The sequence below is a fragment of the Ancylobacter koreensis genome (genome assembly GCF_023016525.1).
GTDB lineage: Bacteria > Pseudomonadota > Alphaproteobacteria > Rhizobiales > Xanthobacteraceae > Ancylobacter > Ancylobacter koreensis.
This window is the reverse complement of the sequence record NZ_JALKCG010000001.1, coordinates 868,499-889,322: the sequence shown is the minus strand read 5'-3', so window position 1 is coordinate 889,322 and position 20,824 is coordinate 868,499. Positions and strand designations below refer to the sequence as shown.

Annotated in this window: 20 protein-coding genes; 8 read left to right on the top strand and 12 right to left on the bottom strand. The window is 69.4% G+C overall.

The window, feature by feature from the left end; genetic code table 11:
- Positions 1 to 29 precede the first annotated feature (29 nt).
- Complete coding sequence (locus MWN33_RS04060; RefSeq protein ID WP_247198990.1) at positions 30 to 1,205, top strand: site-specific DNA-methyltransferase; 1,176 nt, start codon at positions 30 to 32, stop codon at positions 1,203 to 1,205.
- Positions 1,206 to 1,273: 68 nt separating this feature from the next.
- Here MWN33_RS04060 and MWN33_RS04055 read toward each other — a convergent pair whose 3' ends face one another.
- Both MWN33_RS04055 and mutY read right to left on the bottom strand, forming a co-directional pair.
- Entirely contained in the window at positions 1,274 to 1,462 is a 189-nt protein-coding gene (locus tag MWN33_RS04055; RefSeq protein WP_247198988.1) for a CsbD family protein, read from the bottom strand.
- Positions 1,463 to 1,532: 70 nt separating this feature from the next.
- On the bottom strand, positions 1,533 to 2,612 hold the full coding sequence (gene mutY, locus MWN33_RS04050; protein ID WP_247198986.1) for an A/G-specific adenine glycosylase: 1,080 nt from the start codon (positions 2,610 to 2,612) through the stop codon (positions 1,533 to 1,535).
- An 80-nt stretch (positions 2,613 to 2,692) separates the two neighbouring features.
- Here mutY and MWN33_RS04045 point away from each other — a divergent pair, with 80 nt between their 5' ends.
- On the top strand, positions 2,693 to 3,226 hold the full coding sequence (locus MWN33_RS04045; protein WP_247198984.1) for a DUF721 domain-containing protein: 534 nt from the start codon (positions 2,693 to 2,695) through the stop codon (positions 3,224 to 3,226).
- 100 nt (positions 3,227 to 3,326) lie between these two features.
- Entirely contained in the window at positions 3,327 to 4,004 is a 678-nt protein-coding gene (locus tag MWN33_RS04040; protein ID WP_247198983.1) for a DsbA family protein, read from the top strand.
- 1,511 nt (positions 4,005 to 5,515) lie between these two features.
- Here the strand turns inward: MWN33_RS04040 and MWN33_RS04035 are convergent.
- Together MWN33_RS04035 and MWN33_RS04030 are read right to left on the bottom strand one after the other, a co-directional pair.
- Positions 5,516 to 6,127, bottom strand: a complete 612-nt coding sequence (locus MWN33_RS04035) for a VOC family protein (protein ID WP_343312383.1) — start codon at positions 6,125 to 6,127, stop codon at positions 5,516 to 5,518.
- Positions 6,124 to 7,203 carry a PA0069 family radical SAM protein gene (locus MWN33_RS04030; protein WP_247199781.1) on the bottom strand — a complete coding sequence of 360 codons (1,080 nt, stop codon included), beginning with the start codon at positions 7,201 to 7,203 and terminating at the stop codon, positions 6,124 to 6,126. Before MWN33_RS04030 ends, MWN33_RS04035 begins: the two co-directional genes overlap by 4 nt.
- Before the next feature lie 353 nt (positions 7,204 to 7,556).
- Here MWN33_RS04030 and MWN33_RS04025 point away from each other — a divergent pair, with 353 nt between their 5' ends.
- Positions 7,557 to 8,141, top strand: a complete 585-nt coding sequence (locus MWN33_RS04025) for a glycosyltransferase family protein (RefSeq protein ID WP_247198981.1) — start codon at positions 7,557 to 7,559, stop codon at positions 8,139 to 8,141.
- A 15-nt stretch (positions 8,142 to 8,156) separates the two neighbouring features.
- Here MWN33_RS04025 and moaB read toward each other — a convergent pair whose 3' ends face one another.
- From moaB to MWN33_RS04005, 4 genes are all read right to left on the bottom strand, one after another.
- A complete protein-coding gene (moaB, locus tag MWN33_RS04020; RefSeq protein ID WP_247198979.1) occupies positions 8,157 to 8,717 on the bottom strand; it encodes a molybdenum cofactor biosynthesis protein B in 561 nt (186 codons plus the stop codon).
- Between the two features lie 50 nt (positions 8,718 to 8,767).
- On the bottom strand, positions 8,768 to 9,709 hold the full coding sequence (gene ypfJ, locus MWN33_RS04015; RefSeq protein WP_247198978.1) for a KPN_02809 family neutral zinc metallopeptidase: 942 nt from the start codon (positions 9,707 to 9,709) through the stop codon (positions 8,768 to 8,770).
- Positions 9,710 to 9,800: 91 nt separating this feature from the next.
- Positions 9,801 to 10,433 carry an alpha/beta hydrolase gene (locus tag MWN33_RS04010; protein ID WP_247198976.1) on the bottom strand — a complete coding sequence of 211 codons (633 nt, stop codon included), beginning with the start codon at positions 10,431 to 10,433 and terminating at the stop codon, positions 9,801 to 9,803.
- Between the two features lie 70 nt (positions 10,434 to 10,503).
- Entirely contained in the window at positions 10,504 to 11,436 is a 933-nt protein-coding gene (locus tag MWN33_RS04005; protein ID WP_247198974.1) for a ring-cleaving dioxygenase, read from the bottom strand.
- Positions 11,437 to 11,628: 192 nt separating this feature from the next.
- Between MWN33_RS04005 and MWN33_RS04000 the strand changes: the two genes are divergently transcribed.
- On the top strand, positions 11,629 to 12,609 hold the full coding sequence (locus MWN33_RS04000) for a LysR family transcriptional regulator (protein ID WP_247198972.1): 981 nt from the start codon (positions 11,629 to 11,631) through the stop codon (positions 12,607 to 12,609).
- On the opposite strand, the gene MWN33_RS03995 is transcribed toward MWN33_RS04000, so the two are convergent.
- Positions 12,599 to 13,048, bottom strand: coding sequence for a MarR family winged helix-turn-helix transcriptional regulator (locus MWN33_RS03995; RefSeq protein WP_247198970.1), 450 nt, complete (start codon positions 13,046 to 13,048; stop codon positions 12,599 to 12,601). The two genes, MWN33_RS04000 and MWN33_RS03995, sit on opposite strands and share 11 nt — an antisense overlap.
- A 191-nt stretch (positions 13,049 to 13,239) precedes the next feature.
- Here MWN33_RS03995 and MWN33_RS03990 point away from each other — a divergent pair, with 191 nt between their 5' ends.
- Both MWN33_RS03990 and MWN33_RS03985 read left to right on the top strand, forming a co-directional pair.
- Positions 13,240 to 14,262: a sugar-binding transcriptional regulator gene (locus MWN33_RS03990; protein ID WP_247198968.1), complete on the top strand. Its 1,023-nt coding sequence runs from the start codon at positions 13,240 to 13,242 to the stop codon at positions 14,260 to 14,262.
- Between the two features lie 125 nt (positions 14,263 to 14,387).
- Positions 14,388 to 15,722 (top strand): NAD(P)H-dependent oxidoreductase, encoded by a 1,335-nt coding sequence (locus MWN33_RS03985; protein WP_425531952.1) that lies wholly within the window; start codon positions 14,388 to 14,390, stop codon positions 15,720 to 15,722.
- A 13-nt stretch (positions 15,723 to 15,735) separates the two neighbouring features.
- On the opposite strand, the gene MWN33_RS03980 is transcribed toward MWN33_RS03985, so the two are convergent.
- Positions 15,736 to 15,990 (bottom strand): GlsB/YeaQ/YmgE family stress response membrane protein, encoded by a 255-nt coding sequence (locus MWN33_RS03980; protein ID WP_247198964.1) that lies wholly within the window; start codon positions 15,988 to 15,990, stop codon positions 15,736 to 15,738.
- Between the two features lie 115 nt (positions 15,991 to 16,105).
- Here MWN33_RS03980 and MWN33_RS03975 point away from each other — a divergent pair, with 115 nt between their 5' ends.
- Complete coding sequence (locus MWN33_RS03975) at positions 16,106 to 16,618, top strand: YidB family protein (RefSeq protein ID WP_247198962.1); 513 nt, start codon at positions 16,106 to 16,108, stop codon at positions 16,616 to 16,618.
- Positions 16,619 to 16,687: 69 nt separating this feature from the next.
- Here the strand turns inward: MWN33_RS03975 and MWN33_RS03970 are convergent, their stop codons facing one another.
- A complete protein-coding gene (locus MWN33_RS03970; RefSeq protein ID WP_247198960.1) occupies positions 16,688 to 16,966 on the bottom strand; it encodes a hypothetical protein in 279 nt (92 codons plus the stop codon).
- Positions 16,967 to 17,264: 298 nt separating this feature from the next.
- Positions 17,265 to 20,726 (bottom strand): error-prone DNA polymerase, encoded by a 3,462-nt coding sequence (locus tag MWN33_RS03965; protein WP_247198958.1) that lies wholly within the window; start codon positions 20,724 to 20,726, stop codon positions 17,265 to 17,267.
- Between the last annotated feature and the right edge of the window lie 98 nt (positions 20,727 to 20,824).

Here is a 20,824-nt window from a genome sequence, read left to right as displayed (position 1 = left end):
CGTCCGGTAGCGAGTAGGGTTGAGCGTCCATGAAGGTGGTTCGTAACGGGGAGGCCCGCACGGCATCCCGATCCGGCGCGGCGCGTCGTCCCGGCCCGTCCGCCGACCTCCCCCTCGACACCATCGTGCGCGGCGATTGTGTCGCCGCCCTGTCGCGGCTGCCGGCGGCCTCGGTCGACCTGATCTTCGCCGACCCGCCCTATAATCTCCAGCTCCAGGGCGAGCTGAAGCGCCCCGACGACAGCCGCGTCGACGCGGTGGACGATGCCTGGGACAAGTTCGAGAGCTTCGAGGCGTATGACGCCTTCACACGCGCCTGGCTGCTGGCGGCGCGCCGCGTGCTCAAGCCCACCGGCACGCTGTGGGTGATCGGCTCCTACCACAACATCTTCCGCGTCGGCGCCATGCTGCAGGACCTCGACTTCTGGATCCTCAACGACATCGTCTGGCGCAAGACCAACCCGATGCCGAATTTCCGCGGCCGGCGCTTCACCAATGCGCATGAGACGCTGATCTGGGCCGCGCGCGAGCCGGGCGGCAAGGGCTACACCTTCAATTACGAGGCGATGAAGGCGGCCAATGAGGACGTGCAGATGCGCTCCGACTGGCTGTTCCCGATCTGCTCGGGCACCGAGCGGCTGAAGGGCGGCGACGGCCGCAAGGTCCACCCCACCCAGAAGCCGGAAGCTCTGCTGGCGCGGGTGATCCTCTCCGCTTCGAAGCCTGGCGATGTGGTGCTCGACCCCTTCCTCGGCTCCGGCACCACGGCGGCGGTCGCCAAGCGGCTCGGCCGGCATTTCGTCGGCATCGAGCGCGATCCCGACTATGCCGACGCCGCGCAGGCGCGCATCGACGCGGTGGAGCCGCTGCCGGAACTGACGCTGGCCGCCGCGCCGACGGCTCGCGAGGCGCCGCGCATCGCCTTCGGTGCGCTGCTGGAGCGCGGGCTGATCGCGCCCGGCACGCTGCTCACCGATGCCCGCTCGCGCTTCCGGGCGCTGGTGCGCGCCGACGGCACGCTGTCGCTGGAGACCGCGCCGGGCCTCGGCCAGATCGGCTCGATCCACCGCGCCGGCGCCCTCGCGCAGGGCATCGAGGCCTGCAATGGCTGGACCTTCTGGCACATCGCCACCCGCGAGGGGCTGAGGCCCATCGACAGCCTGCGCGCCACCGTGCGCTCCGAGATGGCGCTGGCCGCCGAATAGGCCTCGCGCGGTACGCATGAAAAAAGGCCGCCCGTCGGGGCGGCCTTTCGACATTCTGCGGGAAAGCCTCAGAGATTGCCGGCCTTCTTCACCGCATCCTTGATCTCGCCCTTGGCCTTCTGGCCCTCGCCCTTCAGCTCCTGGGCCTTGCCCTCGACCTGAAGCTTCTCCGAGCCGGTGGCCTTGCCGGCCGCCTGCTTCACATTGCCGATGGCCTCGTTGGCGTGGCCCTTGGCCTTGTCCATCGTGCTGCCCATGGTGGTCATCTCCTGATTTCCGTCCGCGTAAGCGCGGGTTGCAGGAATAACGATCCACGAGCGGGAAGGTTCATTCGCCGCCGGAGCCGGCGTGGCGAAGAACCTTGCGCATCACGCTCGGAAACGCCTCCGCGTCGAAACCGTCGGGCACAACCCAGCGATGGCCGTCGGGTGCAGGCGTGGCCGCCGGGAGCGCGGCGCGCCAGACTTCCAGCTCCAGCGCGAAATGGCTGAACACATGCGTCACCGGCGCGTTCAGCGCGGTCCATGAAGCTCTGAGCGGGGCATGGACGACGGGTTTGGCGGGCTGCTCCTCCTCCCACGGTGTCGAGGGCACCTCGCTCATGCCGCCGAGCAGGCCACGCGGGGGCCGCGAGCGCACCAGCACCGCCCCGTCCGCCCGCACGGCGAGAAAGGCGACGCCGCGCCGCGTCGGCTTCGCGGCCTTGGCCGCCTTCACGGGATAGCGCTCCGGCGCACCGGAAGCCCGCGCCGCGCAGGCCTCGGTCCACGGGCAGAGCGCGCAGGCGGGCTTGCGCGGCGTGCAGATGGTAGCGCCCAAGTCCATCATCGCCTGCGCGAAATCGCCAAAGCGCGCCGGGGGCAGCAGGGTGAGCGCCAGCGCGCGCAGGGCCGGCCGCGCGCGGGGCAGCGCCGCTTTCACCGCGAAGAGACGGGCGACGACCCGCTCCCAATTGCCGTCCACCGGCGCGGCGCGGCGCTCGAAGGCAATGGAAGCGATGGCCGCCGCCGTATAGGGGCCGATGCCCGGCAGCGCGAGCAGCGCCTCTTCCGTCTCGGGGAAACGCCCGCCATGGCGCTCCACCACGGCGCGGGCGCAGGCGTGCAGGTTGCGGGCGCGGGCGTAATAGCCGAGCCCCGCCCAGGCCGAGAGCACCTCCTCCAGCGGCGCTGCCGCCAGCGCCGCCACATCCGGCCAGCGGGCGAGGAAGGCGGCATAATAGGGCGCCACCGTCACGACCGTGGTCTGCTGCAGCATGATCTCCGACAGAAACACGCGGTAGGGCTCCTGCCGCGCGCCGCCCTCGGCGCGCCAGGGCAGGCGGCGGCGGTGACGGTCGTACCAGGCGAGCAGCGCGGCGGGCGATGGTTCAGTCGGAAACGCGGCTGGATTGGCGGCGGCTTGCATGCGATCCTCTGCGAAGAATCCGCAAGGTGGCCGCATCGGCCGCCTACGGCAAGACATCCGCTTTCCGCAGCTCCCGACCCATGGCCCCACGCTCGCACCCGCGCCCGCTCGCCGACCTGATCGACGCCACCATCGCCGAGAGCTGCCGCCAGCGCGGCCTCGCCTCGGTGGAGATCGTCACCCGCTGGGCGGACATCGTCGGCGAGATGCTGGCCGCGCGGGCCGTGCCCATCAAGCTCGCCTGGCCGGCACGCGCCGACAGCGAGGAGCCGGGCGTGCTTCATGTGCGGGTCGAGGGCGGATTCGCCATCGAGTTGCAGCACGACGCGCCCGTGGTGATCGAGCGGGTGAACCGCTATTTCGGCTGGCGCTGCATCGGCCGCATCGCGCTGCGGCAGGGGCCGGTGCCGCGCCCGCGCATCCGCGCGGCCTTCGTCGAGCCGGACGCGCGGGCCTGCGCCGAGGCGCGACGCCGGCTCGACCGCGAGGTCGGCACCTTCGAGGACCCCGCGCTGGCCGACGCGCTCGCCCGGCTCCGCGTTCTCGTCGCCCGCGACATGCGCAAGCCGCCGCGCGCGCCCGGCCGCGCCGGCCCGCGCTTCACGCAGCGGTGACGCTGCGTATGGCGCGCGCCCGTTGCCATGTCCGCGCGCTGGCTGTAGGCGCTAATGCATTCTGGGGCCGGCGACGCCCGGCCTTGCTGTGGAGAAAACCATGATCGACCGCCGTCGCTTCCTCGAAGGTATCGGCACCGCCGCGCTCACGGCCGGCGCCCTCGTCGCCCTCGCCTCCTCCGGCGGGCTGGCCGGCGGGCTGGGCCTGATCGGCCGCGCCGAGGCGCAGACGGTGGATGCCGCCAAGCTGATGGCGCCGGGCGCCCTGCCCGATCAGGTGCTCGGCAAGGCCGACGCGCCGGTGACGATCGTCGAATACGCCTCGCTGACCTGCGGCCACTGCGCGCATTTCCACGAGACCACCTATCCGGTGCTCAAGGAGAAATACATCGACACCGGCAAGGTGCGCTTCATCCTGCGCGAATTCCCGCTCGACATCGTGGCCAAGGCCGGCTTCATGCTGGCGCGCTGCGGCGGCGAGGGCAAATACTACCCGCTGACCGACACGCTGTTCGAGACCCAGAAGAGCTGGGCCTTCGGCAACAACCCGGCGCAGGCGCTGCTCGCCATCGCCAAGCAGAGCGGCATGAGCGAGCAGCAGTTCAACGCCTGCCTGAACGACACCAAGCTGGCCGGCCAGATCGACGAGGTCGCCAAGCTCGGCTCGCAGCTCGGCGTCGATTCGACGCCCACCTTCTTCATCAATGGCAAGAAAGTGTCCGGCGCCATGAGCCCGGCCGATCTCGACAAGGAACTGGCGCCGCTGCTCGGCAACTGAGCGGGCGCGCGGACGCTGCCGGGAGCGGGACGACATCCCGCCTTGGGGCCGGCTTACGTTTGACCCGAGGGCCGGTGCTACGAGGCGCCGGCGCTGCGCGGGTTCGCGCAGGGCAGGCGCCGGGAGGGCAGGTCTGGCGAAGTAGGTCTGGCGAGAAGCAGACTTGGCGAAAAGCGATATTCCCTGAGGCGCGGAGCCGCGGCCCCGGCCATCCTGTAAGCGACAGAGCCGGGTCGCCGGCCGGCCTGCAAGCGACAGTGCGATCCCGGATCGCCCCGGCGGGCCGTCCGAGATGACGGCTGTGCGACTGTGCGATGGCGACCGTGGAGCACCGGCCACAGGATGGCCGCCGTGGAGCGGCTGTGATCCCTGCCATCCTGTAAGCGACGGAGCCGAGTCGCCCGCCGTCCTGCAAGCGACGTATGTGATCCCGGATCGTCCCTGCGGGCCGTCCGGGATGACGGCTGGATGGACCGCCGGAGTGACGGCCGTGGCATAGGCGCCGTGGCGGACTCGTCAATCCTCGCCGGTGGCGATGCGCATGCCGTGGACGGCGTTGCCGATCACGTCAGTGGGGCGCTTCTCGCCTTTGCGACCTCTAGGCATTCAGTCAACTCCGGGCTTGCAGTGCTGGCATAACCCAGTGTCTGTGTATTTGCCGAACTGAGATGCCATATAGGCTTTAGCCTCGACGAGGTATCGAATGGTTCCGAGCATCCTGTGGCTCCCGAGCTATTCTTTCGCGCCGTCGGGTGAGACCGCGTATACGCCCTATGTAAACTAGGTTGGCGACGCCAGTGAGTTATTAAGCCGCCATAAAAATTCGAAGAGAGACACGCTACTGTAATGAGTAATGGCTTTCAGGCTTTCGCTAAATTCCTAGCCCTCACCTCGGGCGACCGCCTGTTCCGAAATATCTCTCCGCTGCCTGAGAAGGGCTAAATGTCCGCAACTGCATCTCAGCTCGCAGCGCATGCGACCAAGAAAGGTAATATACGGACACAAAAATGGCCAACAATACAAACCAGAGAATAAGAGACAACGCAGCCATTACCGAACAAACAATTGCATATATTATATTTCCCGCCTCCCAAATTGACACTCGAATTAAATTTAACGCAAAAATTCCAAAGCACCACCAAAATACAAATCTATACTGATTTAATAGTTTGTATAATATATAAAATAAAAATGAATAAAAGTTTTTCATTACCATTTCGATTTACCTATCGAATGTTCTATCTAGTTCTCTTGCCCTTTGCCGTCACGGCAATGGACACACGTCCCTTTGTGAATTCGTGCGCGCTTCACGGGAGACATGTGGGAATTGTAAAATGCCATCGGCTGCTCCAATGCTTCTCGCTAAGCATATAGGGCGCTGGGCGCGGTGACGACAGGCTCGTCAACGGCGCGAGATTTCAAACTGAGACACTACCCGAACTCTTGCCTCTCCGCCTCTCACCTTGCGCCTTTCTTCGCCGGCTTCTCCTCGCCTTGTCCGGTCAGCCCCCTCACGCCGGCAGGACGATCCGCCCCTCGGCGTCGAGGCCGAAGCCGGGGTTGTGGGCGATTTCCCAGGGATGGCCGTCCGGGTCGGCGACATAGCCGGAATAGCCGCCCCAGAAGGTCGCCTGCGCCGGCCGCAGCGCCCGCCCGCCGGACGCGACGGCGCGGATCAGCGTGGCGTCCACCTCGGCGCGGCTCGCCCGGTTGCAGGCAAGCGCGACGCCGCCGAACTGTCCCGCGCGGCCCGGCAGCACGCCCGCATCCGCCGCCAGCTCGTGGCGGGGATACAGCGAGAGCACGGCGCCGCCGGCGTCGAAGAAGGCGACGCCCTGCGCCTGCGGCATGCGACGCTCCAGCCCCAGCGCCTCGTAGAAGGCGACCGAGCGGGGCAGATCGGCGACGCCGAGCGTCACCAGGCAGAGCCGGAGCGGCGGCACTTCGCGGGCGGCGGCACGGCGGCGCAACGCGCCCGCCTCGTCAGCCGGGCCGGCCGAGACTTCCCCGCCCGCCCCGATTTCCTCGCTGCCGCCGCTCGCCGGCTCCGCCTGCGTGCCCGCCGGTCCGTCGGGCGAAGCGTCGCTCCCATCCGGCGGATTCTCGATAGCCACGATGCTCATGTCTCCTCCCCGAACAGCGACAATTGCTCGCCCTTGCGCGGAGGGCGGCGAAAATGGCGGGTGGTCAGGCGCGTGTGGCGCTTGTTGAGCCCGAGCCGCTCGGCCGCGATCTCGAAGCGCCGCGCCATGGTCCAGGCATAGGGCCCCGAGCCGGTCATGCGCTGGCCGAAGGTGGAATCATATTCGCGCCCGCCATGCATCTCCTTCAGAAGCGAGAGTACGTGGCGGTAGCGGTCCGGGAAATGCGCCAGCAGCCATTCGCGGAACAGGTCGCGGATCTCCAGCGGCACCCGCAGCATGACATAGCCGGCTTCGGATGCCCCGGCCGCCGCAGCGGCGTCGAGGATGCGCTCCATCTCCGCGTCGGTGACGGCCGGCACCACAGGAGCCACCAGCACGGCCGTCGGCACCCCGGCCTCGCTGAGGCGCCGGATGGTGTCGAGCCGGCGCTGCGGGGTGGCGGCGCGCGGCTCCATCACGCGGGCGAGCTTGTGGTCGAGCGAGGTGACGGAAAGCGCCACCTTCACCAGCCCACGCTCCGCCATCGGAGCCAGAATGTCGAGGTCGCGCAGCACCAGCGCCGATTTGGTGACGATGCCGACGGGGTGGCCGAAGGCGTTCAGCACTTCGAGGATGCGCCGGGTCAGCCGCCAGTCGCGCTCGATCGGCTGGTAGCCGTCCGTGTTGATGCCGAGCGCGATGGTGCGCGGCTCGTAGCCCGGCTTCGACAGCTCCTTCTCCAGAAGCTCCGGCGCGTCCGGCTTGGCGAAGAGCTGCGTCTCGAAGTCGAGCCCGGCGGAGAGGCCCTGATAGGCGTGGGTCGGCCGCGCGAAGCAGTAGACGCAGCCATGCTCGCAGCCGCGATAGGGGTTGATCGAGCGGTCGAAGCCGACATCGGGCGAATCGTTGCGGTTGATGATGGTGCGCGGCTTCTCCACCGTCACGCTGGTGCGGAAGGGGGGCAGGTCGTCGAGGCTCTGCCAGCCATCGTCGAACGCCTCGCGCGCATGCGGCTCGAAGCGGCCGGCGGCGTTGGAGAGCGCGCCGCGCCCGCGCCGGCGTTCGCCCTCCACCATCCAGCCGGGGACGGGGGGCGGGGGCGCCGCGTCCAGCTCCGACAGGGTGGAGGTGTCGCGCGCGGCGGCTTCCGCCTCCTCCGCCCGCCGGGCCCGGCGCTCCTGCGCCAGCCGGCCGACATGGCGCGGCACGGCGGGGGCGGCGCCCGCGCGCGGGGTGGTCGATCCGGACTCGGTGCTGCGGCGTTCCATGGCGTGAATCTCTAACCGGACAATGAGAACATAGCAAGAACATTGACTGAATTGCGACCACCGGGCTGTACGCGCGCGGATCGGTGCGATAGGCAGGGAAACGCTTCCCCCATCAGGCCTTCCCGCCTGTTCCAGCGACATCGTCGAGGGTGCCTCCGCGCGTGATCTCGGTCGTCATTCCCACCGGTGAGACCTCCAGGCTCCTTATTCCCACGCTCGCCTCGCTGGTGCCCGGTGCCGCCGCCGGCATCGTGCGCGAGGTGCTGCTGGTCGATTCGGGGGGACGGCCGGAGGTGGCCGAGATCGCCGACGCGGCGGGCTGCGAATATCTGGAAGGCCCTGCCGATGCCGGCGCGCGGCTCGCCGCCGGTGCCCAGGCGGCGCGGGCGCCCTGGCTGCTGTTCCTCGAACCGATGGGGCTGCTGCAGGACGGCTGGACGCGCGAGGTGCGCAGCTTCACCGACCAGGCCGAGCGCAGCGGCGCCATGGGCGCGCGGGCGGCAACCTTCCGCCTCGCGCTGGACGGTTTCGGCGTGGCGCCGCGCCTCAGGGAGGCGGCGGCCGTGCTCGGCCACGCGCTCACCGGCCGGCCGCGCCCGGAGCAGGGGCTGCTGATTCACCGCCGCTTCTACGAGGCGCTGGGCGGGCACGCGCCGGGGACGAACACCGCACGGCGCATGTTCGCCCGCATCGGCCGGCGGAGGCTGGTTCTGCTGCGCTCGCAGATGCTGCTGCCCGAGGGCTGAGCCCCCCTCGCCGCCTCAGGCCGGTGCGCGCAGCTTGCCGCGCTTGAGGTGCTCATCGAGGCGCGGCAGGATCTCGACGAAATTGCACGGCTTGTGGCGGATATCGAGCTGGTGGACGAGGATCTCGTCCCAGCCGTCACGGCAGGCGCCGGGCGAGCCGGGCAGGCAGAAGACGTAGGTCGAATTGGCGACGCCGGCGGTGGCGCGGCTTTGCAAGGTCGAGGTGCCGATCTTCTTGAACGACACCATGTGGAACACGGTCGAGAAGCCTTCCATGCGCTTCTCGAACAGGGGCTCCACCGCCTCCGGCGTCACGTCGCGGCCGGTGAAGCCGGTGCCGCCGGTGGTGATGACGACATCCACCGCCGGGTCGGCGATCCAGCCGGCGACGCGCGCGCGGATCGCCTCCACGTCGTCGGTCACGATATCGCGCGCGGCGAGCCGGTGGCCGGCCGCCTCCAGCCGCTCCACCAGCGTGTTGCCCGAGCGGTCGTCGGCCGGGGTGCGGGTGTCGGACACCGTCAGCACGGCGATGGCGAGCGGCACGAAGGGCGGCGGGTCGGGCTGGGTGGTCATCGCGGCCTCGGTGGGGGCGGCGGGTTGCCGCCCGTTGGGATATGCGCGGGTCAGATGTTGCTCTGGAAGGTGTTGCAGCGCTGCGCGGAGCCGTTGTCCAGTCCCAGCTTGAACCATTTCATCCGCTGCGCCGAGGTGCCGTGGGTGAAACTGTCGGGCACGACATAGCCCTGCGACTGCTTCTGCAGCCGGTCGTCGCCGATGGCGGAGGCCGCGTTCATCGCCTCCTGGATATCGCCGTCCTGCAATATGCGCCATTTGGCGTCGGCATGATGCGCCCAGACACCGGCGAGGCAGTCGGCCATCAGCTCCACCTTCACCGAGAGCGCGTTGGCCTCGGCGCGGGAGGCCCCGCGCTGCGCCGCCTGCACCTTGGCGAGCAGGCCCATCTGGTTCTCGACATGGTGGCCGACCTCATGCGCGATGACATAGGCGGCGGCGAAGTCGCCCGGCGCCCGGAAGCGCTGGCTCATCTCATTGAAGAACGATGTGTCGAGATAGACCTTCTGGTCGCGCGGGCAATAGAACGGCCCGACCGCCGAATCGGCGTTGCCGCAGGCCGAGCCCGTCGCGCCCTCGAACAGAACGAGGCCGGGCTCCTGGTAGGTCGCGCCCTCCGCCTTGAAGATCGGCGTCCAGACGTCCTCGGTCTGCGCAAGGATGACAGCGGCGAAATCGCCCAGCTTCTTGTCCTCGGCGCTGAGATTGCGCGGCGGGGCGCTCTGGCCCTGCGGCTGCGAATAGCCGCTGCTGTCGCCGTCGCCGAGCAGTATCTCGGCGCCGCCGATCAGCACGGCCGGGTTGATGCCGGTGGCCCAGGCGATGAGGCCGATGACGATGAGCCCGCCAATGCCCAGCCCGCCGCGCCCGCCAATGCGGCCGCCGCGCCCGAGCCCGCCTCCGAGCCCGCCGCCAAATCCCCCGCCGAGGCCGCCGCCCTCGCCGCGACGGTCCTCGACATTCTTGCTGCGCCGAAAATCCTCCCAACGCATCTGCGTCTCCCCGAACCATGACCGCCACGGCGATACTTAAGCAGTCGCGCCGTGGCGGCAATGCGGGAAGTGGCGTCGGGTTCCCCTGCGATCAGGCGGCGACCTGCCGGGGCGCCGAAATCCACTGGCGCGCCAGCGCGATATCCGCCTGCGACAGGCCGTGCCCGGCCGGCAGCGTGCGGTGGTCGACCGACGCGCCGGCGGCGCGGAGCTGCCCGGCGAGCCGGGCGGCGTTTTCCTCCGGCACGATGGGATCCATGCCGCCGGAGAGCAGCAGCACGCCACGCCCGGCCAAGTCGGCCGCCGGGGGATCGGCGAGCGGCACCATGGCGCGCAGCAGCACGGCGCCGGCGAGCGCGTCAGGCTGCGTCAAAAGCAGCGCGGCGGCGATGTTGGCACCGTTGGAGAAGCCGACCGCCACCGGGGCGGCGAGCCCATAGGCCTCGCGCGCCTCGGCGATGAAGCCGGCGAGCTCGGCGGCGCGGGCGCGCACGTCGTTCTCGTCGAACACGCCTTCGCGCAGGCGGCGGAAGAAGCGGGGCATGCCGCCTTCCAGCACCTTGCCGCGCGGGGAGAGCAGCGCCGAGCCCGGGGAGATCATGCGGCCGAGCTGGAGAAGGTCGTTCTCGTCGCCGCCCGTGCCGTGCAGCAGCAGCAGCGGAGGCGCGCCCGCCTCGCGGGCGGGCTCGAAACGATGCACGAAGGAAAGCGCGGGAGCGGTCATGGCGGCCTCCTCGTTGGAATGGGAGGTGCCGCCCACGCGGGGCGGCACCTTGGGTTCAGGCGGGTTAGGTTCAGGCGATCTCGGGGAGAACCGCCTCGATCTGGCCACGGCGTCCTTCGAGGAAGCCGGGCAGCTTCAGCGCCTCGCCGAGGCTCGCCAGCGGCTCGTCCGCGGCGAAGCCGGGAACGTCGGTGGCGATCTCGAACAGCACGTGGCCGGGCTCGCGGAAATAGACGGACCGGAAGTAGTTGCGGTCCTTCTGCTCCGTGGTGCGGATGCCGTGGTTCTCGGTCAGCTTCCGGACCATATCGAACTCGGCCGCATCGTCCGCCGCCCGGAAGGCGATGTGGTGCACCGAGCCGCCGCCCATGCGGGCAGGCAGGAAGCCGCCGGCCTCGTGGATGTCGACGATGGAGCCGATATCCGTGCCTTCGGCCTTGAAGCGCACCAGCGACCCCTCGCGGCCGATCTGCGTGAAACCGAACACGTCGGTGAGGATGGCGCCGGTGGGCGCCGCCTCGGCGAGCAGAAGGTTCACGCCGTGGAAGCCGCGAATGGCGTTCTCGGCGGGCACGTCGGTGCCGATCCAGGCCGGCTGGTTCTCGATGCCGGGAACGCCGACCAGCGCAAGACGCATGCCGTGCGGGTCCTTGAAGGCCAGCACGGTCTCGCCGAAGCGCTTCACCGGCGCGCTGTGCGCCACGCCCTTCTCGACGAAGCGCTGCGTCCAGTAGCCGATGGAACCTTCCGGCACGCGGAAGGAGGTTTCCTGCGTCTCGCCGATGCCGAGGCGACCGGGGGCAACGTGGTCCCACGGAAAGAAGGTGAGGATCGTGCCGGGGGAGCCGGCCTCGTCGCCGTAGTAGAAGTGATACGTGCCCGGATCGTCGAAATTGACGGTCTTCTTGACCAGCCGAAGACCGAGCGTCCGGGTGTAGAATTCGACGTTGCGACGCGCATTGCCAGCGATCGCCGTCACATGATGGATGCCGTTGCGGTTCATTGTCCTGCCCTCTTTCGAGCGCGACCGGCGCTCTGTCTGCGACAAGAGATAGCCCGGCACGGACGCAATGCCACTCCAACTTAATTGCGTTGACGCAATCTCTCTTCTGCTGTTATCGTGGCCTCCTGCATCAGGTGGCAAATTCGCTGCTCATGCAGGCACTTAATTCGTCGGGGGCGACCGGGGAGCAGCATGGCCGAACCTTTCAAGAACCTCGCCTGGGACGACTTCCGGCTCATCAAGGCGGTGGCGGACGCCAAGGGCCTGCCGGCGGCGGCCGCCGCCATCGGGGTGAACCACTCCACCGTGTTCCGCCGCCTCAAGCAGATCGAGGAGCAGCTCGGCACGCCGCTGTTCGAGCGCCACCGCACCGGCTACGCGCTCACCCCGGCGGGCGAGGAGATGGTGGCGCTGGCCAATCGGCTCGACGAGGAGATCACCGCCGTCGGGCGCAAGCTCGCCGGGCGCGAGCCCGCCCCCTCGGGCGAGTTGCGGGTGACGACGCCCGATTCCCTGCTGATCCACCTTCTGATGCCGATCCTCGCCACCTTCCGCGAGAAATATCCCGAGGTGCGGCTCGACATCGTGCTGAGCAACCAGCCGCTGAACCTCTCCAAGCGCGACGCCGACGTCGCCGTGCGCGCCACCGACAACCCGCCGGAGAACCTCGTCGGGCGGCGCGTCGCCCGCATCGCCTGGGCGCTTTACGGGCGCGCCATCGACTTTCCCGAGCCCGGCAGCGTCTCGCCCGAGCAGCTCGACGCGCGCGACTGGGTGTCGCTCGGCGACAGCCTCGGCTCGCTGAAGACGGTGAAGTTCGTGCAGGAGCACGTCGCGCCGGACAAGGTGGCCTACAAGATCAACAGCGTGCTCGGGCTTGCCGAGGCCGTCGAGAACGGCATCGGCATCGGCCACATACCGTGCTTCATCGGCGACGCGCGGCCCTCGCTGGTCCGGCTCGGCCCGCCCGACAATGATTACGCCGCCGATCTGTGGCTGCTGACCCATCCGGACCTGCGGCACTCCCCGCGCGTGCGCGCCTTCCTCGATTTCCTCGCGACGGAGATCGCCCGCCACCGACGCTTCATCGAGGGCCAGCTCGTGGAGAATCCGCCCGCCGCACCGGAACCCGGTCCGGCCGCCGGCGGCGGCGAGGAGACGACTACGGCTTGAGGTGGGTGAGGAGCTGGTCGCGGATGCGGGTCAGCTCGCCCGTCAGTTCCCCGATGGCGGCCGGGTCGCGGCCGAGGCACTGGCCCATCTCCTGCGGGATGCTGCCGGCTTCCGCGCGTAAGGCGCGGCCCTTCTCGGTGAGGTGGATGCGCACCTGCCGCTCGTCCGTGGAATCGCGCACGCGGCGCACCAGCCCGGCCGCCTCCAGCCGCTTGAGCAGCGGGGTCAGCGTGTTGGTCTCCAGCAGCATCCGCTCGCCGATCTGCCCGACGGTGATGCCATCCTGCGCCCACAGCGTGACCATGGCGACATATTGCGGATAGGTCAGGCCGAGCCGGTCCAGCAGCGGCTTGTAGACGCGGTTGAAGGCGTGGTTGGCGGAATAGACGGCGAAGCAGAGGAAATCCTCGAGCTTCAGTGTTTCGTCGGTGCTGGACATGCCGGGACCAAGAGTGCCTGTGCGGGCACCGTGCCCCGTGCGTGACGCGACGACAAGCGGGTTTTTGCGTAAACTCCGCCGCCCCGCCTGCCCCGGCCCGGCCGGGCGGTGCTCGGGGTGCGTCGGGATTGTTTGAATTGGCGCCGCGCTCCTCTATAGCAGCGCGTGCGCGTCATTCGGGGGAAGTGCTGATGTCGGGAGGAGCCGCGACGACCAGGCCGGGCGGCCTGAGCGAGCCGGAGACGCTCGCCGACCTGAGCCCGACCGGACGGCGCTCGGCACGGCTGCGGCTGCGTGCGGCGTGGATGTACTATGTCGAGGGCATGACGCAGAGCGCCATCGCGGACGCGCTGGACATCGGCCGCGTCACCGTGGTGCGCCTGCTGGCCGATGCGCGCGCGCTGAACGAGGTGAAGATCTCGCTCAGCCGCGAGATCGCCGAGCTGCCGCGCCTCGAAATGGGGCTGCAGAAGGCGTTCGGCCTGCGCGAGGCGGTGGTGGCGCCGCTCTCCGGCCCGCTCGCCGACCCGACCAGCGCCATCGGCGCGGCGACCGGCCAGTTCATCTCCGACCTCATCCGCTCCGACATGAAGATCGGCTTCGGCTGGGGCCGCACGCTGATGCGCGCGCTCGGCTTCATCGACGAGAAGACGGTCTCTAACCTCTCCGTCATCTCGCTGCTGGGCGGCATCACCAAGGCCAAGCAGTACAACCCCTCCGAATTCGCCTGGCAGCTCTCGCGCCTGTTCCAGGCCGACTGCCACCTGATCGCCGCCCCCGCCGTCGTCGACAGCATCGAGACCAAGCGCGCGCTGATCGAGCGCTGCGGGCTCGGCACCGTCTACACCCTCGCCCGCGAGATGGACGCGGTGGTGCTCAGCGTCGGCGAGATGCAGTCGGAGAGCACCTCGCTGCGCTTCGGCTTCTTCTCCGACGCCGACTGGGCCTCGCTGATCGCCGCCGGCGCGGTGGGCGACGTGTGCTACAATTTCATCGACATCGAAGGGCGGCCGGTCGACCACCCGATCAATACCCGCGTCATGTCGATCCCGATCGAGACGCTGCAGGCGACGCCCGAGCGCATCCTGACCTCCGGCGGGCCGGACAAGACCCACGCCGTGGTCGCCGCGCTGCGCATGCTGCGTCCGACCGTGTTCATCACCGACGAGGTGACGGCGGCCGCGGTACTGGAAGAGGTCGGCGCCGACTACTGACCGCCGGAATGGCGGGAGGGACGCATCGCCGCTATTTGCCTCCGGCCGAATGTCGAGTACCGAAGAAGAACAATGGCGGCGCCGGCGATGCGGGCGCTGCGGAAGGCCAGGGAAGGGTTGAGCGTATGCTCGGTGCAAGCGGGATGGTGCGGACGGGGATCGCGGCCGAACTGGCGCAGTGGACCGCCACGCACGGGCCGGTGACGATCGGCCTCGCCGGCGCCGGCCAGATGGGCACCGACCTCATCGTGCAGGCCGCCCTCATGCCCGGCGTGCGCATCGGCGCCGTCACCGAGCTCAACGCGCAGGCCGCCATCGACGCCGCGCTGATGGCCGGCCACCGGCGCGAGGACATCGTTTCCGCCTCCTCCACCAGCCAGATCGACCGCGCCATCGAGGCGGGGCACTTCGTCATCACCGACGACTACCGCTCCATGTGCGCGAGCGGGCGCATCGACGTGGTGATCGACGCCACCGGCAGCCCGAACATCGGCACGCTGGTCTCGCTGGAGGCGATCCGCAACGGCAAGCACGTGGTGCTGCTGAGCGTGGAGGCGGACATCACCATCGGCCGCTTCCTCAAGCAGGAGGCGCGCGCCGCCGGCGTGGTGCTGACCGGCGCGGCCGGCGACGAGCCCGCCGCCACGGTGGAACTGATCGGCTTCGCCCAGGCGCTCGGCTTCGAGATCGTCTGCGCCGGGAAGGCCAAGAACAACGCCTTCAAGCCCGACGCCATCCCCGACGAGTTCGTCGAGGAGGCGAAGGCGCGCAACATGAACCCGCGCATGCTGGTCGAGTTCGTCGACGGCTCGAAGACCATGGTGGAGATGACGGCGCTGGCCAACGCCACCGGGCTTGTGCCCGACGTGCCGGGCATGCATGGGCCGGCGGCCGACAAGGACGTGCTGGCACAGGTGCTCTGCACGAAGGAGGATGGCGGCATCCTCTCGCGCCCGGGCGTGGTCGACTTCACCCTCGGCAAGGGCGTGGCGCCGGGCGTGTTCTGCATCGTCAAGCCGCGTCATCCGCGCGTGCTGGAGCGCATGGCCGACCTCAAGGTCGGTCCCGGCCCGTGCTTCGCGCTGATCCGCCCCTATCACCTCACCAGCCTGGAAGTGCCGCTGTCGGCGATCCGCGCCGTGCTGCACGGCACGCCGGACATGGAGGTGCTGGACCATCCGGTCGCCGAGTGCACGGCGGTGGCCAAGCGCGATCTGCAGCCGGGCCAGACGCTGGGCAAGATCGGCGAATACGACTATCGCGGCTTCACCATGAGCTGGCGCGACGCCCGCGACAGCTTCGCCCTGCCGCTGGGCCTCGCCGAGCGGGCGAAGGTGCTCAAGCCCGTCAAGGCCGGCGAGCGGCTGACCTATGACAACTGCCTGCCCGACGAGCAGCTCATCGTCACCCAGATCCGCCGCAGGCTCGACCAGTCCGACGCGCAGTTCCTCGCGGCCTGACCCGTGCCGCGCGTCAGGCGCGGCGGCGCGCCAGAGCGCCGTAGGCGAACAGCACGATCAGCGCACCGACCACGGCGCCGATGAAGCCCGCGCCCTCGTCCGGCCCGTACCAGCCGAGCGCCTGCCCGAGATAGGTGGCGACGAACGCGCCGACGATCCCCAGAATGGTCGTCAGGATGAATCCCGACGGCTCATTGTCGCCCGGCATGATGAACTTGGCGACGACGCCGGCGACGAAGCCGATGATGATCGTCCAGATAAACCCCATGACCCTTCTCCTTTTGGCTGCCGGCAAGGGGAACCGTCTCGTCCCGATTTGGTTCCTGAGACTGACGTAGAGCTGGACCGGCGCAAAGCCCGGACTGACGCAGCGGAGGACGATCATGAGCAACCGTGCATTTCCCTCGATGACGGCGCTTCTCGCCCTGCTGGCGATGGCCGGCTACCAGAACCGCGACAAGATCGCCGAGATGATCAAAGGCGCCACCCAGGGCGGGAGGCCAGACGAGGCGGGCTTGCCCAACCAGTCCGGCTTGCCGGGCCAGACCCGCCAGCCCCAGCCTGAAGAAGGCGGCGGCGGGCTCGGCGGGCTGCTTGGCGGCCTCGGCGGACTGTTCGGCGGCGCCGCCTCCGGCAACCTGCTGCAGAACGGACTTTCGGAACTGCTCGACCGCTTCCGCCAGAACGGCCATGACGAGGCCGATTCCTGGGTCGGCACCGGCGAGAACCGGGAGATCGATGACCGCAATCTGGAGCATGCCATCGGCCCGGACGTGCTGCAGACGCTCTCGGAACAGACCGGCCTGTCGCGCGAGGAACTGCTGGCGCGACTGTCGCGCACCCTGCCGAAGGCGGTTGATGCCTATACGCCGAACGGCCGGTTGGAGGACGCGTAGCCACCCGCCCTCGGAGGGCGCCGGCGCGGCGGACCCGCTGCCGACGGCGCCGTCCGTGCGAGAGCGGAGCTATGCCTTGCCCGCGACCGGGCTGGCCGAGGAGAAGCGGACGTCGGCAAGGCGCGCCTCGGCCTCGGCCAGCGCCTCGGCGAGCTGGCGCACCTGCGCGGGATCAAGCACGAGCTGCAATGCGGGCACCGGCTCGCCGGGCTTGGGCTGCTGGGTGCCGATCTCGACGCGCAGCCCCACCTTCTCCGCGCCGAACAGCGCCGTGGTGAAGGCCAGCATCGGCCACACCTTCAGATGACCCTTCTCGTCCTTTTCCCAGTCGTCGAAACGGCCGACCATGGATGTCTCCTCGTTGCTCAAGGCGCGCCGCGCCATTTCGGCGCATCACTAACACCGAAAACGGGAAGCGCGACAGGGCACTCCTGAGACCGGCCCGAAACCTCACCTTCCCCGGCGCCGGGCTTGCCTCGGGACCCACCTGCCCGGTGGACCCATCTGCCCCGTGCACTCTGCCCGCTGCGCCGGCGATACGTCCGCGTGGCGGGGTCAGGCCCGGCCATGAGGGCGGGAAGGTGGCTATCGCGAACCCGCATGGGCTTGCCCTTCGCATGGGCTTGCCCTTCAATGACCTTCCCCCTCAGTGGAAGTCGCGCGACTTCGGCAGGATGCGTACCTGCCGGGGGTGGCCCTGGCCGGAGCGGCGGCCCGCCAGCATATGGCCGGCCGCCGGGGCGGACACGGCGCCCCCCTGCCCGGCGCGCGCCTTCCGCAGGCGCGGGTCCTCGCCCGGATCGGCCTGCGGCGAGGGTAGATGGCGCGGATCCTCGAACAGCCGGCCCAGCTCGGCCGTGCGGTCGATCACCCGCTCGCCCATCACATGCACGACGCCTTCGCGGCTCTTCTGCACCCGGCCCTCGACGACGACGAGGCGGGCGCCCATCACCTGCGCGCGGTAGCGCTCGAACTGCCGGGTCCACAGCAGCACGTTGACGATGCCGGTCTCGTCCTCCAGCGTCATGAAGATGGCGTTGCCCTTGCCCGGGCGTTGGCGCACCAGCACCACCCCGGCCGCGCGCACATAGGCACCGTCGCGCAGCGCCGCCACCTGCGCGCTGGAGGCGACGCCCTCCGCCGCGAAGAGCGCGCGCAGCATGCCCATCGGGTGGCCCTTCAGCGACAGCCGCGTGGTCTGGTAGTCGACGGCGATCTGCTCGGGCAGCGGCATCAGCGGCAGATGCGCGTCGGCATCCTCGCCCAGTTCGCGCGCATCGGCGGCGACGAAGAGCGGCAGCGGCGCGTCGTCCGGCAGCCGGCGCATGGCCCAGGCCGCCGCGCGCCGGTCGAGCCCCATGGAGCCGAAGGCGTCGGCATCGGCGAGCTTGCGCAGCGCCGCCGCCGGCAGGCGGGTGCGGCGGGCGAGCGTCTCGATGTCGGCGAAGAAGCCCCCCGCCCGCGCGAGGGCGAGTTGCTCGCTCCACGCCTCGCTGAAACCGTCGAGCTGGCGCAGGCCGAGCCGCAGCGCCAGCGGCACGCCGGGCGCGTCGCGCTCCAGCGTGCAGTCGTGCAGGCTGTAATTGACGTCCGGCGGGCGGATCTCCACCCCATGTTCGGCGGCGTCGCGCACGATCTGCGCCGGGGCGTAGAAGCCCATGGGCTGAGAGTTGAGCAACGCCGCCGCAAAGATGGCGGGGAAGCGGCATTTGATGAAGGCGGAGATGTAGACCAGCTTGGCGAAGGAGGCGGCGTGGCTCTCCGGGAAGCCATATTCGCCGAAGCCCTTGATCTGCTCGAAGCAGCGCTCGGCGAAGGCGCGCTCATAGCCGCGCGCCACCATGCCCTCGACCAGCTTGCTGCGGAATCCGCCGATGGTGCCGGGATTGCGGAAGGTCGCCATGGCGCGGCGCAGCTGGTTGGCCTCCTCCGAGGTGAACTTCGCCGCCGTCATGGCGAGCTGCATCGCCTGCTCCTGGAACAGCGGCACGCCCTTTGTGCGCGAGAGCACCTCGCGCAGTTCGTCGGGATCATGCGGCGGCCTGGGCGAGGGATAGGTCTCCTTCTCGCTGCCGTCGCGCCGGCGCAGATAGGGATGCACCATGTTGCCCTGGATCGGGCCGGGCCGGACGATGGCGACCTGGATGACGAGATCGTACAACTCGCGCGGCTTGAGGCGCGGCAGCATGTTGATCTGCGCCCGGCTCTCCACCTGGAACACGCCGATGGAATCGCCCGCGCACAGCATGTCGTAGACGTCCGGCTGCTCGCGCGGCACCTCGGCGAGGCCCCAGTCGGTCTCCTCGTGCTGCTTCAGCAGATCGAGCGACCTGCGGATGCAGGTCAGCATGCCGAGCGCCAGCACATCGACCTTGAGCAGGCCGAGCGTGTCGATATCGTCCTTGTCCCATTCGATGAAGGTGCGGTCTTTCATCGCCGCATTGCCGATCGGCACCGTCTCGTCGAGCCGGTTCTGGGTAAGCACGAAGCCGCCGACATGCTGAGAGAGGTGGCGGGGATAGCCGAGCAGGCGGGACGCGAGCGCGAGGGCGCGCGCCACGGTCGGGTTGCCGGGATCGAGCCCGGCCTCGCGGGCCTGACTGTCCTCGATGTCGCGGCCCCAGCTTCCCCACACCGTGCCGGCGAGGCGCGCGGTGACATCCTCGGTGAGGCCGAGCGCCTTGCCGACATCGCGCATCGCGCTTTTCGGACGGTAGGAGATGACGGTGGCCACGATGCCGGCGCGGTGCCGGCCGTAGCGCTCATAGATGTACTGGATCACCTCCTCGCGCCGGGAATGTTCGAAATCGACGTCGATGTCGGGCGGCTCGCCGCGGTCCCGCGAGAGGAAGCGGGAGAACAGCAGGTTGCTGCTCGCCGGGTCCACCGCGGTGATGCCGAGCACGTAGCAGACGGCGGAATTCGCCGCCGAGCCGCGCCCCTGGCACAGGATGCCCTCCTTCTCCGCGAAATCGACAATGTCGCGGATGGTGAGGAAATAGGAGGCGTAGCCCAGCTCGCCGATGAGCTTGAGCTCCGTCATGAGCTGGGCCGCCACCTTGTCGGGTACGCCGTCGGGATAACGGACGAGGGCGCGCTGCCAGGTCAGCTCCTCCAGCCGGGACTGCGCGGTATGGCCCGGCGGCACCGGTTCCTCGGGATATTCGTATTTCAGCTGGTCCAGCGAGAAATCGATGCGGGCGAGGAAGTTGCGCGTCTCTTCCACCGCCTCGGGCGCGTCACGGAACAGGCGGGCCATCTCCCCGGGAGGCTTGAGGTGGCGCTCGGCATTGGCCTCCAGCAGCCGCCCGGCCGTCTCGATCGTCACGCCCTCGCGGATGCAGCTGAGCACGTCCTGCAGGTCGCGCGCGTCGGGGTGGTGGTAGAGCACGTCGTTGGTGGCGAGGAGCGGCACGCCGGCCCCGGCGGCGAGCACCTTCAGCGCCGCCAGCCGGCGGCGGTCGTCGCCGCGCCGGCCCATGCTGGCGCCGAGCCAGAGCGAGCCGGGCGCCGCCTCATCGAGGCGGGCGAGCGGCGGGGCGAGCGTGGTCATATTTTTAGCCGGCATATCGTTCGGCGGCATCAGGATAAGCGAGAGGCCGCGCGCATCGGCGAGCAGGTCGTCAAGGAAGAGCCGGCAGGTACCCTTGGCGCCGCGCAGATTGCCCGTGGTGAGCAGGCGACACAGCCGGCCCCAGCCGTCGCGATCCTGTGCATGGGCGACGATGTCCGGCGTGCCGTCGGCGAAGGCGAGCCGCGCCCCCACCGCCAGGGTGAAGGGCGGCAGCTCGCCGGGAAGGCCGGCATCGGCAGCCGCCTCCGCCCATTGGCGCAGGAGGCGCGTGGCCGCGTCCTCCTCGCCCTGTCCCGGCGGTCTCCTCTCCGGCTTCGGTACGCTCCAGAAGCCGGAAAAACGCTCCCTGATGTCTCTCAGCGCCGCATAGGCCCGCACCACGCCGGCCACGCTGTTGCGGTCGGCGATGCCCAGCCCCGCATGGCCGAGCAGCAACGCTTGCAGCACCAGTTCCTCCGCCCTCGATGCGCCGCGCAGGAAGGAGAAATTGGAGGCGGCGACCATCTCCGCGAAGAAGGGAGGCGGCTTTCTCATGGGCGGCTTTCTCATGGGCGGCTCTCATAACGGACTCTTTCGCGCGGCAAGCCGCGCGCCCCGACCACCTGCCGCGCCCACGCATCGCGCGGGGCGCA

Bases quoted from the DNA above. Each gene is read 5' to 3' on its own strand.
- MWN33_RS04060 (WP_247198990.1), top strand. From the start codon at position 30: ATGAAGGTGGTTCGTAACGGGGAGGCCCGCACGGCATCCCGATCCGGC.
- MWN33_RS04055 (WP_247198988.1), bottom strand. From the start codon at position 1,462: ATGGGCAGCACGATGGACAAGGCCAAGGGCCACGCCAACGAGGCCATC.
- mutY (WP_247198986.1), bottom strand. From the start codon at position 2,612: ATGCAAGCCGCCGCCAATCCAGCCGCGTTTCCGACTGAACCATCGCCC.
- MWN33_RS04045 (WP_247198984.1), top strand. From the start codon at position 2,693: ATGGCCCCACGCTCGCACCCGCGCCCGCTCGCCGACCTGATCGACGCC.
- MWN33_RS04040 (WP_247198983.1), top strand. From the start codon at position 3,327: ATGATCGACCGCCGTCGCTTCCTCGAAGGTATCGGCACCGCCGCGCTC.
- MWN33_RS04035 (WP_343312383.1), bottom strand. From the start codon at position 6,127: ATGAGCATCGTGGCTATCGAGAATCCGCCGGATGGGAGCGACGCTTCG.
- MWN33_RS04030 (WP_247199781.1), bottom strand. From the start codon at position 7,203: ATGGTGGAGGGCGAACGCCGGCGCGGGCGCGGCGCGCTCTCCAACGCC.
- moaB (WP_247198979.1), bottom strand. From the start codon at position 8,717: ATGACCACCCAGCCCGACCCGCCGCCCTTCGTGCCGCTCGCCATCGCC.
- ypfJ (WP_247198978.1), bottom strand. From the start codon at position 9,709: ATGCGTTGGGAGGATTTTCGGCGCAGCAAGAATGTCGAGGACCGTCGC.
- MWN33_RS04010 (WP_247198976.1), bottom strand. From the start codon at position 10,433: ATGACCGCTCCCGCGCTTTCCTTCGTGCATCGTTTCGAGCCCGCCCGC.
- MWN33_RS04005 (WP_247198974.1), bottom strand. From the start codon at position 11,436: ATGAACCGCAACGGCATCCATCATGTGACGGCGATCGCTGGCAATGCG.
- MWN33_RS04000 (WP_247198972.1), top strand. From the start codon at position 11,629: ATGGCCGAACCTTTCAAGAACCTCGCCTGGGACGACTTCCGGCTCATC.
- MWN33_RS03995 (WP_247198970.1), bottom strand. From the start codon at position 13,048: ATGTCCAGCACCGACGAAACACTGAAGCTCGAGGATTTCCTCTGCTTC.
- MWN33_RS03990 (WP_247198968.1), top strand. From the start codon at position 13,240: ATGTCGGGAGGAGCCGCGACGACCAGGCCGGGCGGCCTGAGCGAGCCG.
- MWN33_RS03985 (WP_425531952.1), top strand. From the start codon at position 14,388: ATGCTCGGTGCAAGCGGGATGGTGCGGACGGGGATCGCGGCCGAACTG.
- MWN33_RS03980 (WP_247198964.1), bottom strand. From the start codon at position 15,990: ATGGGGTTTATCTGGACGATCATCATCGGCTTCGTCGCCGGCGTCGTC.
- MWN33_RS03975 (WP_247198962.1), top strand. From the start codon at position 16,106: ATGAGCAACCGTGCATTTCCCTCGATGACGGCGCTTCTCGCCCTGCTG.
- MWN33_RS03970 (WP_247198960.1), bottom strand. From the start codon at position 16,966: ATGGTCGGCCGTTTCGACGACTGGGAAAAGGACGAGAAGGGTCATCTG.
- MWN33_RS03965 (WP_247198958.1), bottom strand. From the start codon at position 20,726: ATGAGAAAGCCGCCTCCCTTCTTCGCGGAGATGGTCGCCGCCTCCAAT.